This window comes from Chitinophaga solisilvae (assembly GCF_009928525.1).
In the GTDB taxonomy this organism is placed as follows: Bacteria; Bacteroidota; Bacteroidia; order Chitinophagales; family Chitinophagaceae; genus Chitinophaga; species Chitinophaga solisilvae.
The window spans coordinates 568,598-581,492 of sequence record NZ_JAABOK010000003.1; the positions used below are offsets into that span (position 1 = coordinate 568,598).

The 12,895-nt window shown below is 46.4% G+C and carries 10 protein-coding genes; 6 read left to right on the forward strand and 4 right to left on the reverse strand.

From position 1 onward, the window contains the following. Positions 1-57: 57 nt before the first annotated feature. The gene (gene ileS, locus GWG06_RS08240) at positions 58-3,384 is read left to right on the forward strand and encodes an isoleucine--tRNA ligase (protein ID WP_160712497.1); all 3,327 of its coding nucleotides are present in this window, start codon (positions 58-60) and stop codon (positions 3,382-3,384) included. Between the two features lie 53 nt (positions 3,385-3,437). Here the strand turns inward: ileS and GWG06_RS30560 are convergent, their stop codons facing one another. Further along, positions 3,438-3,893 carry a hypothetical protein gene (locus GWG06_RS30560; protein ID WP_235938217.1) on the reverse strand — a complete coding sequence of 152 codons (456 nt, stop codon included), beginning with the start codon at positions 3,891-3,893 and terminating at the stop codon, positions 3,438-3,440. On the opposite strand from GWG06_RS30560, the gene GWG06_RS30565 reads away from it, so the two are divergent. Next, entirely contained in the window at positions 3,838-4,443 is a 606-nt protein-coding gene (locus tag GWG06_RS30565) for a TraR/DksA C4-type zinc finger protein (protein WP_235938219.1), read from the forward strand. The genes GWG06_RS30560 and GWG06_RS30565 overlap by 56 nt on opposite strands. Before the next feature lie 57 nt (positions 4,444-4,500). On the opposite strand, the gene GWG06_RS08250 is transcribed toward GWG06_RS30565, so the two are convergent. Continuing rightward, positions 4,501-6,015, reverse strand: coding sequence for an HAD-IB family phosphatase (locus tag GWG06_RS08250; protein ID WP_160712499.1), 1,515 nt, complete (start codon positions 6,013-6,015; stop codon positions 4,501-4,503). 90 nt (positions 6,016-6,105) lie between these two features. After that, on the reverse strand, positions 6,106-7,938 hold the full coding sequence (locus GWG06_RS08255) for an ABC transporter ATP-binding protein (protein ID WP_160712501.1): 1,833 nt from the start codon (positions 7,936-7,938) through the stop codon (positions 6,106-6,108). A 199-nt stretch (positions 7,939-8,137) separates the two neighbouring features. Here GWG06_RS08255 and rbfA point away from each other — a divergent pair, with 199 nt between their 5' ends. After that, positions 8,138-8,518, forward strand: a complete 381-nt coding sequence (gene rbfA / locus GWG06_RS08260; protein ID WP_127034950.1) for a 30S ribosome-binding factor RbfA — start codon at positions 8,138-8,140, stop codon at positions 8,516-8,518. A 153-nt stretch (positions 8,519-8,671) separates the two neighbouring features. Further along, positions 8,672-9,895 (forward strand): FtsX-like permease family protein, encoded by a 1,224-nt coding sequence (locus GWG06_RS08265; RefSeq protein WP_160712503.1) that lies wholly within the window; start codon positions 8,672-8,674, stop codon positions 9,893-9,895. Between the two features lie 110 nt (positions 9,896-10,005). Here GWG06_RS08265 and GWG06_RS08270 read toward each other — a convergent pair whose 3' ends face one another. Then, positions 10,006-10,842 (reverse strand): transketolase, encoded by an 837-nt coding sequence (locus GWG06_RS08270; RefSeq protein ID WP_127034946.1) that lies wholly within the window; start codon positions 10,840-10,842, stop codon positions 10,006-10,008. Positions 10,843-11,004: 162 nt separating this feature from the next. On the opposite strand from GWG06_RS08270, the gene GWG06_RS08275 reads away from it, so the two are divergent. Further along, entirely contained in the window at positions 11,005-12,141 is a 1,137-nt protein-coding gene (locus tag GWG06_RS08275) for a glycosyltransferase family 4 protein (RefSeq protein WP_127034944.1), read from the forward strand. A 139-nt stretch (positions 12,142-12,280) separates the two neighbouring features. After that, on the forward strand, positions 12,281-12,844 hold the full coding sequence (gene frr / locus GWG06_RS08280) for a ribosome recycling factor (RefSeq protein WP_127034942.1): 564 nt from the start codon (positions 12,281-12,283) through the stop codon (positions 12,842-12,844). Positions 12,845-12,895: the final 51 nt, after the last annotated feature.

Genomic DNA, 12,895 nt, shown 5'->3' on the forward strand with positions numbered 1-12,895 from the left:
TCGCACAATTTTAATCAATTATTGTCTAAATAACATCAAAGGGCGGGGAATTGTTTTATGTCCAGCAAATATCAGGAATACAACCAACTGAATTTACCTCAGATCGAGAAAGATATACTGCAGCAATGGGAGCTTCACCAGGCTTTTGAAAAGAGCGTGGAAGTGCGCGAAGGCGCTACTCCTTTTGTCTTTTATGAAGGTCCTCCAAGTGCCAATGGTCTGCCAGGTATTCACCACGTTATTTCGCGTACCCTGAAGGATCTGGTGTGCCGTTATAAAACCATGCGCGGTTTCCAGGTGAAACGCAAGGGTGGCTGGGATACCCATGGCCTGCCGGTAGAACTGGGCGTGGAAAAGAGCCTGGGCATTACCAAGAAAGATATCGGCACCAAAATATCCATTGCAGACTATAACGAAACCTGTAGAAAGGAAGTATTGAAATATAAGGATAAATGGGATGACCTGACCCGTAAAATGGGCTACTGGGTTGACCTGAAGAATCCTTATATCACCTTTGACAATAACTATATTGAAACACTCTGGTGGTGTCTGCAAACATTATATAAAAAAGGATACTTATATAAAAGTGTCAGTATCCAGCCCTATTCTCCCGCTGCCGGTACCGGCCTCAGCTCTGCTGAACTGAATCAGCCGGGTACGTATAAGAATGTGAAAGATACCACTGTAGTAGCCATGTTCAAGGCGCAACAGTCTGAAAAATCCCGTTTCCTGTTTGACGCTGCCGGAAATGAAGAGGTATTTTTCCTGGCCTGGACCACCACTCCCTGGACCCTGCCTTCCAATCTGGGTCTGACAGTTGGCGCTAATATAGAATATGTACTGGTAAAGACTTTCAATCAATATACCCATCTTCCGGTTAACGTGGTGATGGCGAAAGTATTACTTGGCAAATACTTTAAAGCAGAAGGAGAAAACGGAGACTTTGAAAATTATAAGGACGGTGAGAAGATCATCCCCTGGAAAATTGTAACCAGCTTCAAGGGAAGCCAGCTGGAGAATATCCGCTATGAGCAGCTGCTGCCATACGCGCAGCCTGAAGAAGGTGATCCGTTCCGCGTAATCCTCGGCGACTTTGTTACCACTGAAGATGGTACCGGTATTGTTCACACCGCTCCGGCATTCGGCGCGGATGATAACCGCGTGGGTAAGAAAAATGGCATAGGTATCCTGACGCTGGTGGACAGAGAAGGTAAGTTCACGGATAATGTAGGAGAGTTTTCCGGAAGATTTGTTAAGAACTATAAAGATGATCCGGACTACAAAGACGTAGATGTGGACATCGCGGTGAAGCTGAAAAAAGAGAACCGCGCCTTCAGGGTAGAAAAGTATGAACATACTTATCCGCATTGCTGGCGTACTGATAAGCCTGTTTTATATTACCCGCTGGATGCCTGGTTTATTAAGACTACTGCACTGAAAGACAGGATGGTAGAACTGAATAAAACCATTAACTGGAAACCTGCCTTTACCGGAACCGGCAGATTTGGCAACTGGCTGGAAAACATGGTTGACTGGAACCTGAGCCGTAGCCGTTACTGGGGTACTCCCCTGCCGATATGGCGCACGGAAGATGGTACTGAGGAAAAATGTATCGGAAGCATAGAAGAGCTGAACAGGGAAATCCGCAGGGCTAATGAAGTACTGGGAGGAGATGTGAATACTTCTTATTTACATGAAGGTATCCTGGATCTGCACAAGCCTTATGTGGATGATATTATCCTGGTGAGCGATTCCGGAAAACCCATGCGTCGTGAGCCGGATCTGGTGGACGTTTGGTTTGACAGCGGCGCTATGCCTTATGCACAATGGCATTATCCGTTTGAGAATAAGGAAATGATCGAGTCCGGTAAGGCATTCCCGGCCGATTTCATTGCAGAAGGCGTGGATCAGACCCGTGGCTGGTTCTATACCTTGCACGTATTAGGTGTGATGCTGTTTGATAGCGTGGCTTATAAAACAGTGGTTTCTAATGGATTAGTACTGGATAGCCAGGGAAATAAGATGAGTAAGCGCCTCGGAAACGTGGTGAACCCATTCGAAACCATTGAGCAGTATGGCGCCGACCCCACCCGTTGGTACCTCATCACCAACGCTTCCCCATGGGACAGCCTGAAATTCGATATAAAAGGTATCGGTGAAGCGCAGCGCAAGCTGTTTGGTACCCTGTACAACACCTATAACTTCTTCGCGATGTACGCCAATCTGGATAAGTTTACATTCAGTGAAGCATACATTCCGCTGGAAGAAAGGCCGGAAATTGACCGTTGGATCATTTCTGTGCTCAACTCCCTGATAAAGGACGTAACGGCCAATTTTGACGATTATGAGCCTACGCAGGCAGGCAGGGCTATTGAACGCTTTGTGGATGAGCACCTGAGCAACTGGTACGTGCGTCTCTGCCGTCGCCGGTTCTGGAAAGGTGAATATGCGCATGACAAAATAAGTGCTTACCAGACACTTTACGAATGTCTGGAAAAAGTTATACAATTGATGGCCCCGGTGTCGCCATTTTTCACCGATTGGATGTTCAGTAACCTCAACAAGGTAACCGGGCGTTCTGCCGCCGCGTCCATCCACCATACCGATTTTCCTGCTGTCAGTGCGGCTGCGGTCGATACCGACCTGGAAGAAAGGATGCAACTGGCACAGGATATCTCATCACTGGTATTATCCTTGCGTAAGAAGGTGAATATTAAGGTGCGTCAGCCGTTACAGAAAATACTGATTCCGGTTTCCAACCCGCACATGCAGGAACAGATTGAAAAAGTAGCAGACCTGATAAAAAGTGAGGTAAATGTCAAAGGGATTGATTATCTTACCGAAACGGAAGGTTTTATCAAGAAAAAGATCAAACCGAACTTCAAGTCGCTCGGAAGCAAAATGGGAGCTAAAATGAAGGCCGTTGCCGCCCTCATCAATGCGTTTACAGAGGCAGACATCGCAGCTATTGAGCGTGATGGACATTTCAATCTGAATGTGGAAGACGAGCAGTTGCAAATACAACTCTCTGATGTTGAGATCATTTCCGAAGATATTCCCGGTTGGACAGTTGCAAATAAAGGTGCTTTAACGGTAGCGCTCGATATTACTATTACACCAGCTTTGCAGGATGAAGGAAACGCCAGGGAACTGGTGAACAGAATCCAGAAAATCCGCAAGGACAGCGGGTTTGAATTAACTGACAGAATTAACGTGGCAGTAGAGGATGTAGCGACCCTCAAATCGGCGATTATAAACTTTAATGACTATATTTGCACGGAAATTTTGGCAGATAGCTTGGATTTAGTGGAGCAATTACAGGGCGGAACAGAGATAGAGGTGAACGACCTTAAACTTAACGTATTAGTTAACAAAAAAAGCTAATCCCCCATGGCAACAAAAAAGAAGGTTGCTAGTAAATCGACCCAAAAGGCAGCTCAGGCTAAAAAAACAACTGTGGTGAAAAAGGCAGCGACTGCTAAAAGTGCCGCTAAACCTGCACCGGCCAAAAAGGCCGCGCCCGCTCCTAAAAAAGCGCCGGCAAAAAAAGCAGTGGCAGCAGCAAAGCCAGCAGCCAAAAAAGCCGTGGTAGCTTCTGTTACCAGGGCAGCAAAGCCCGCCGCAGCCAAAAAGCCGGCTCCAGTCGTAAAACCCATAGTTAAAAAGGTTCCAGCCGCAAAAAACAGTAAAACATCGTCCGTCCCGAAAGTTGCTGTACCTGCAAAATCGACCGTTAAAAAAGAGCCTGCTGTAAAGCAGCAAGTGGTAACGAAAAGTGTTTCCGCTGTTAAAGAGAAACCATTAATTTCTAAGTCAGAAGAAAAAGAACTTAAAACGATGGCAGTAAAGAAAGCAGATACAAAGGAACAAGTTGCTAAGGAGAAAGAATCCACTAAAAAAGCAGCCGAAAAACCTGTTGTTAAGGCAGAGAAATCAGCTAAGTCTGAGAAATCTGAAAAACCCGAAAAAACTGAAAAATCCGAAAAGAAAGGCGGTAAGTCTGCCCTGGTAACTTATCAGCCCGAATTCACAAAATCAGTACTGGACCAACCCGAAGCCTCTGCAGGTCCGGTTTACAGATATAGCGATGCAGATTTACAGGAATTCCGGGAGCTGATCCAGAAAAAACTGGAGTCAGCCAAGAAAGAATTAATTTACCTGCAGGGACTGATCACCCGTAAAGATGAAGCGGGTACCGACGATACCGAAAATAAATACATGAGCATGGAAGATGGCAGCGGCTCCCAGGAAAGGGAACAGCTGAACCAGATGGCCAGCCGCCAGATACAATTTATTGACCACCTGGAAAAAGCCATGATGCGTATCGAAAACAAAACCTACGGTATTTGCCGCGTAACCGGTAAACTGATAGATAAAGCACGTCTCAGAGCTGTACCTCACGCTACACTGAGCATCGAAGCCAAACTGGCAAAAAGCAAATAGTACCTTTCAGGATAAAATTTTTTGGGATTCAGTTATACAACTGAATCCCAATTTTTTTTAACAGGAGGCCTGCTGTTTATTACGCATCTGCTTCACCGCATAATAAACCAACCCCGCTCCTGCCAGCCCGATCAGGCTGCCGATACCTATTTTCCTGGCCTGTTTTTTACTGATGGGCGGCAATTTAATACTGAATTTTTTAGAAGGCCCAACCGGTGCAATATCCAGCAGTGGCGCCAGAGAAAGGCCTGTTATAATTTTATCGGCAACCTTTTCTACATATGCCCGCTGATACTGTGGACAAAAAGCTACACCTATCCCGGCAGCCGTCAGCAGTGCGGTATCCAGCTTGCCATCGCCCACATAGATAATATTCTGCGCATTTACCTTGTATTGCTCCGCAATGTATGGCAGCACGCAACTTTTACAGTATTTGCCATCTTTCAGGAAATAATCCGCAATGGTTACTTCCCCGGTTGCTACACTGTTCACCAGGTGTAGTTTATTCGCAAATACGAAGTCCATTCCCAGCTTGTTTTTAATATGACGGGCTACCATGCCGGAACCATCTGTAATCAGTCCGCATGCGTAACCACGTTTCTTTAATTCCTGTATCACTTCCCGGATGCCTGGTACCAGTGGAATAGCATCTGCTACCTCGAGTAATTCGGCAATATTGCGGCCTTCAAATATGGCGGCTGTCTGCTGTATGCGGCTCACCATATCCGTTTCATCAGCCATGATACGCTGCAGTTCCGCTTCGCGGTCGAATGCAATGGCTGCCCACTGCAGATAGTTTTGTGTAAATACGGCATGGTCCAGGTTGAAGATGACCATCTTCTGCAGTTTGTCAATCGACTCCAGGATGGAATATTCCATCTGTTCCCGGATCATATTGATATTCCCCAGTGTTTCCAGGTTTTCCTGCGGAATGTTTTCTGCTTTTTTAAGAATAGTCCGGGATACTTCCCTGGACATTTTACTCAGCTGCTCCCACGTCTGCATAGCATTTTCTACTTTGCCGATATTGGCTTCCGTAATGCGTGCGCCCTGCTGGTGCATATCTATCAGCAGGCCGATATCCACGCCGTAATCATTCTCAAAGTATACTTTTGACAACAGTGATTTACGGCCCGCAATCATGCCACTGAGCGGCTGCTGAAAATGCGCCAGTTCAGGAAATAAAATACTCAGCAGCGGCTTGGCCACTAATTGTGTGACCCTGCCTGCCTGCCTTTCAAAGTAGGATTTGACGAAGTCTGCTTCGCCGCGTTCAATAGGACCAGTGAGTAAGTCAATAATATTATCAGGATATGTAAGGATGTCGCCGTCTACATAGGCGATGATCTCGTGTTTGGCCGCCATCATGCCCTCGCGCATAGATATTCCCTTGCCGCGCTGGCTGCTGGTAATCACCCGCACATCTTCCTTCATCGCCTCTTCTACGGTATTATCCGTAGAGTTATCATCTACAATGATAATTTCAATTTTGCGGGTTGTTTTCTTTACGGTCTTTATTACCTGGCGTATGGTTGCCCCTTCGTTTAATACCGGAATTACGACAGAAATCATAGGAGTTCGCTATGTTAAAAGGTTAATGAATACAAAGAGCTGGTTGGCATTTATCATGAACCCCTTAACAAAAACAGTACCACAGCAGATTTACTTAAACTCCTGCATCTCAACCAGTTTATGGTAGATGCCTTGCTGCGCGAGCAGGTGATCGTGTGTGCCACGTTCTTTAATCTCTCCCTGATCCATCACAATGATTTCATTGGCGTGCTGAATGGTGCTCAGCCGGTGTGCAATAACAATAGTGGTGCGGTGTTGCATCAGTTTATCCAATGCTGCCTGTACCAGTTTTTCTGATTCAGTATCCAGTGCAGATGTTGCTTCATCCAGGATAAGTATAGGTGGATTTTTAAAGATCGCTCTTGCGATGGTGAGGCGCTGACGCTGGCCACCACTGAGTTTCAGGCCGCGGTCGCCAATGGGCGTATCATAACCGTTTTCCAGTTGCTCAATGAATTCATGCGCGTTGGCAATTTTCGCAGCGCGTATAACGGCATCGCGGTCGGCCTGCGGATGACCAAATGCGATGTTGTTGAATACGGTATCATTGAACAATACGGCTTCCTGCGAAACCACGCCTATCAACCCTCTGAGGTCATCAAGTTTTACATCGCGTATATCGGTGCCGTCTATACGAATATTACCTTCATTCACATCATAGAACCGCGGAAGTATATCTGCCATGGTCGATTTACCTGCGCCGCTGCGCCCTACCAGGGCTATCATCTGGCCTTTGCTGATAGTGAGATTAATATCTTTCAGTACATACTGCTGTTCATATCTGAAGGAAACATGGTTATACGTAATTTTATCCTGGAAGCCGGTTAACGCTACAGCAGCCGCTTTTTCCCTGATTTCCACCGGGGCATCCAGTATATTGAAGATGCGCTCGCTGGCCACCATACCGCGTTGCATGGTAGTGATCGCAGTAGAAATATTTTTGGCCGGCTGCATGATCTGTGAATAAAAAACGAGATAAGTCATGAAAGTGGCCCCTGTAAGCAGATCGCTGCCGTTTAGTACCAGCGTGCCGCCATAGATGACGAGCACAATAACCACTACTACGCCCAGTATTTCAGATACCGGGGATGCCAGTTCACGCTGATTGAACATAGACTTGCTCACCTTTACAAAGCGCTGGTTCACCTCGCCGAATTTTCCCTGCATGAAACGTGCTGCTGTAAAGGATTGTATGATACGGATACCGCCCAGGGTTTCTTCAGTAACATTTAAAATCTTACCTAATAATTCCTGGCTGTACCAGCCTTTCTGTTTTAATTTTTTGGAGATATACGAAATAATAAATCCTGACAACGGAAAAAATACGATGGTAAACAGCGTCAGTTTAACCGATAGATAAAACAGGGCGGCGAAATAGCCGATAATGATAAAAGGATCGCGCAGTAATATCTGAATGGCATTGACCACGTTGCCTTCTATCTCCTGTACATCGTTGGTCATGACAGAAAGCAGGTCTCCCTTTTGTTTCTCGCTGTAGAATTTCAGGGACTGTGTGGTGAACTTTCGGTAGATGTCTGACCGCAACCTGGCCAGCATGGTCATTTTCATGCGGGTTACCACGCGGGTGCTCATATACCTGCCGAGGTTGGCAATAGTGATACACACGCCGATAACGGCGCATACAAAATAGAGGGCGCTCTGTTTGGTGCCGCTGGCTTTGATGAAATAGTAAAAGTAGTAGTTAAACAGATCAATGAAATAAGTGATCGTCAGTGAAAAGGTAGGTTGGGTAAGTGTTGGCGGAGAATCTCCTACCTGGTTGAAAATCACGTTTAACAGGGGAATCAGCATGGCAAAATTGACCATGCCAAAGATGATACCTACGAGTGTATAGATAACATATTCCGGAATATAATGATGTAATGGTGTGGCGTATCCGAGTAACCGCTTGAAAGTCTTCATTCCTGATGCTTTTACGCTTGGCTTTTAAACAGCGGCAAAAATACACAATTAACTGACCTGCGGGGCCTGATTCGGACTAATCTTTCACAGAAAAGGTTAATTTCGCATATAATAGAGCGGGTTCCTGTTTTGGGTACTGTGGCAAATATATTATTATTGTATATATGGCTCTGTTTTACTAACGATTAAATTGAATGCAATGCAGGAAACTAAAAGGCAAAAGCAAATAGGACAATTATTACAGGAAGAGCTGAGTGGAGTGTTTCAGCGTATGGGGTTTAATGTGGTGGATGGTGGAATGATTTCCATTGCTGCTGTGAAGATGACGCCTGACCTGCTGGAGGCAAAGGTTTACCTGAGCATGTTCCAGATTAAATCATCTGAAGAGATGCTGGAGCGTATCAAAGACCGTATGGGTGAAATTAAAAAAGCCCTGGGGTTACGTGTAGGCAAGCAATTGCGCCGAATGCCGGAGCTGTCCTTCTTCCTGGACGATACCCTGGATTATGTTTTCAAAATGGAAGAGCTGTTCAAAAAGATCAAGGAAGACGACTCCAATATCAAGGGCGAAAACAAATAATAGCTGGAGATTTAGGGATTTTGGAATTTTTTGATTTTGGAATTTATTAAATGCAGCGGAGATTTTCGCTATTGCCTCCACTGCATTTAATAAATTCCAAAATTCCAAAATTTCAAAATCCGTAAATTTTCAATTCGTAATTCAAGCATCATTATGGTCTGGCAGTTTGCATCCCGTTACTTCAGGGCTAAAAAGTCTACAAATGCCATCAACATTATTGCCTGGGTAAGCGTGGCTGCCATTGCAATAGGCACCGGGGCGCTGATTGTTATTCTCAGTGTATTCAACGGATTTGAAGGACTGGTGAAATCCCTGTATTCTTCTTTTTATCCTGCCATAAAAGTAGCTCCGGCCAGCGGCAAAACGATTGTGCTGACACCGGCGCAGCTGCAGCAGATAGCGCAGGTGCCTGGCGTAGCCCACTATGCAGCAGTGGTGGAAGAGAAGGCCGTGCTGCGCTACGGAGACGAGCCAACGATTGCGGTACTGAAAGGAGTAGACAGCAGCTATAATAGTGTTACAGACGTAAAAAGCAATATTGTGCGTGGCCGCTTTGATACCGGCGATAGCATCGGATACCGTGCTGTGCTGGGGCTGGAGCTGGAAGGCGCGCTGGGGGTGGATGTAGTGCATAGCCTGGCGCCGGTTACCGTGTATGTGCCGCGCAGAAAAGTGAATGCCTTCGTTACCCCTGAAGATGCACTTAACAATGGCATATTATATCCTGCGGGCACTTTCGCCATTCAGCAGGAATTCAACAGTAAATATGTAATTACCCACATTGACTTCCTGCGCAGGCTGCTGGAGCTGGGAGATCATGAAATGTCGGCCCTGGAAATAGCCGCTGTTCCCGGTGCTAATGACAACCAGCTTAAAATGAGACTGCAGCAGCTGCTGGGTAAGGGTTACAAGGTGCAAACGCGGTATGAACAGAATCAGTCGTTATATGCCATCATGCAAACAGAAAAGTGGGCAGTGTATGTCATCCTCAGCTTTATCATGATTATAGCAGCCTTTAACATGATAGGTTCGCTGTACATGCTGGTGATTGAGAAGCAGAAGGATATTACCATACTGAAGGCGATGGGGGCGCGCAAGTCGCTTATCATGCGTATTTTCCTGGCGGAAGGGCTTATTATTGCGGGTATCGGCGCTCTGCTGGGGTTTGTGCTGGGTATTGCCTTCTGCCTGATACAGCAGCATTTCGGTATTATAAAACTGGAGGGTACCTCTTTCCTGGTAGATTCTTACCCTGTGAGTATGAATCCGGCAGACTTTCTCCTGGTCTTTATCACAATTGTTGTTATCGGGCTGGCGGCCAGCTGGTATCCTGCGCGCCGTGCTGCCGTAGAAGCCATCGCTCTCAAGGCCACCTGACATTTGATTATTTAATTATTTGAGATTTTATACTAATCAAGAAGCCCCCTGAACCATTCAGGGGGCTTCTTGATTAGTATAAAATCTCAAATAATTAAATAATCAAATGATTAGTAGTCGCCGAGGGTTTCAGGGAGCTGGGCGAGCGCTTTGGCGAGTTGTTCGTCGCTTGGAGCGATACCGTGCCATTCGTGGTGGCCTTCCATGAAGTCCACACCTTTACCCATAATGGTTTTCATCATGATAGCAATAGGTTTGCCCTGGCCGGTGAGTCCTTTGGCTTTTTCGAGGGTAGCCACCACATTGTCCATATCGTTACCATCCATGTGGAGTACCATCCACCCGAAGGTTTCGAATTTGGCGCCGATATCGCCGAGGCCGGCAACGTCGTCCGTGGTGCCGTCGATCTGCTGACCATTAACGTCTACCGTGATGATAAGGTTGTCTACTTTATGATGGGGAGCGAACATGGCTGCTTCCCAGATCTGGCCTTCTTCCAGTTCTCCGTCGCCGTGAAGGGAGAATACCAGGGTATTATCATTATTGAGTTTTTTGGTGAGCGCTGCACCGATGGCTACGCTCATGCCCTGACCCAGTGAGCCGGAGGCCATGCGAATGCCAGGCAGGTGTTCATGCGTGGTAGGATGGCCCTGCAGGCGGGAGTTCAGCTTGCGGAAAGTGTTCAGCTCCGTTACCGGAAAATACCCGGAACGGGCTAATGCGCTGTAGAATACCGGGGAGATGTGTCCGTTGGACAGAAAAAAAAGATCCTGACCGCGGCCATCCATATCAAAAGGCTGGGGCGTGTGCTTCAGCACTTTGAAATATAAGGCAGTAAAGAAATCCGCGCATCCTAAAGAGCCTCCCGGGTGGCCGCTTTGTACGCCGTGAACCATTCGGACGATATCTCTTCTGACCTGGGTAGCAATATCCTTGAGCTGTGGCATGATACTTGTTGATTTTAGTGCCGCAAAACTAATAGAATTTCGAGATTTTGTGGCGGTAAAGGTATTTTTTTTGCGATCTCAAAGTATTAAAACTTTGTATTTTTTTAACGTTTCGTTACACATTTCATTGAAATTAATATCTTTGTAAAATAAGCCCCACTAATGGAGAATGTTTTAATTGCTACCGTCCTAAGCTTTGTTGTAACCTATTTTTCTATTCCAATACTCATCAGGGTTGCGGAATTAAAACACTTATACGACGAACCGGACGAAAGAAAAACGCATAAACAGCGTATACCAGCACTCGGGGGAATCGGATTTTTCTCCGGATTCATTATTGCAGCAGCGGTGTGTGTGCCGGCGCTGCAGAATTCTCCTTTCCAGTACATGATGGCCGCCTTTTTTATCATCTTCATGGTTGGTATGAAGGATGATCTGGTAGGGCTGTCTCCGCTTAAAAAGCTGATCGGTCAGCTGATGGCTTCGTTTGCTATCATCTATCTCGGTAATCTTCAGATAAACAGTATGTATGGCTTTATGGGTATCTATGCCCTTCCTGCCAATATCAGCCTGATGCTCACCTACTTCACCTTTATTGTGGTGATTAATGCCTTTAACCTGATAGATGGGGTAGATGGTCATGCCGGCAGCATCGGATTGCTGGTAAGCGCCATCCTGGGCGCCTACTTCCTGCATGTGGGAGAAATCACCTACGCAGTGCTCGGCTTTGCCATGGCAGGTGGTCTTGCCAGTTTCCTGATCTATAATATTTCTCCGGCCCGCATCTTCATGGGCGACACCGGCTCGTTACTGATCGGTATCGTCAATGCCGTACTGGTACTTAAATTTATCGATGTAGCGGGTAATCCCGCCGGTAAAATGCCTGTAGGCGCTACTCCTGCGGTGGCCATCGCTATACTTATCGTGCCCCTGTTTGATACGCTCCGGGTATTTGCAGTGCGCATGCTGAAAGGTAAATCACCGTTTTCTGCTGACAGAAATCATATACACCACTACCTGCTGGACCTGAAACTGGATCACAGACAAACAACATTAGTATCTGTAGGGGTAAATGCGGCATTTATTGTTGCGGCTTTCCTCCTGCAGGATATGGGTACTACCTGGCTCACATTGCTGGTAGTTGCTGCTGCCACCACCTTCACCGGCGGACTTTACCTGGCCCGCAAACGGAAAATGGCTGTTAAAACCACCGTTACCACGATCACACAACCGGCTGCCCAGGGCGCCGCTCCTAAAGTGCTGCGCGTAACTACCGGCGGTATTCTGCAGGATAAATAATTTTCAGCAACCAGAAAACACAAGCCTGTTACCGGCTTGCCTGTAAATCAACCATCAGATATACGGTCCGTTCCTGTATCCGTTACTTTGATGATTAAAAGAAAACCTGTAGGTTTGCAGGCACTTAACTATTTATGTTATGCAAGATGATCTAACGCTTATCCTCGAGGATGCAGCGGACTCGATGAAAAAAGCTATCGGGCACCTGGAACTGGAACTCACAAAAATCAGAGCTGGTAAAGCCAATCCACAAATACTGGATGGCATTCATGTTGACTACTACGGAGCGCCTACCGCGCTCAACCAGGTAGCTAACGTAGCTGTTGCCGACGCCCGCACCCTGACCATTCAACCCTGGGAGAAAAACATGTTGCAGCCAATTGAAAGAGCTATCATTGCTGCCAACATTGGTATTAATCCTCAGAACGACGGTGTAATTATCCGTCTCTTCCTGCCACCACTCACTGAAGAAAGAAGAAGGGAATTTGTTAAAAGAGTAAACGGTGAAGGCGAACAGGCTAAAATAGCTGTCAGAAACATCCGCCGCGATGCTATCGAAGCTATCAAGAAAATGCAGAAAGACGGACTGAGTGAAGATACCGCCAAAGATGCTGAAGCAGATATTCAGCAGCTGACAGACAAAAACATTGTAGTGGTTGATAAACACTGCGAAGCAAAAGAAAAAGAAATCATGGCTATCTAAAACAGCCGTCTGAAAAGTATATTATCGGAGCTGATAGCAGCCTTGCAGCTG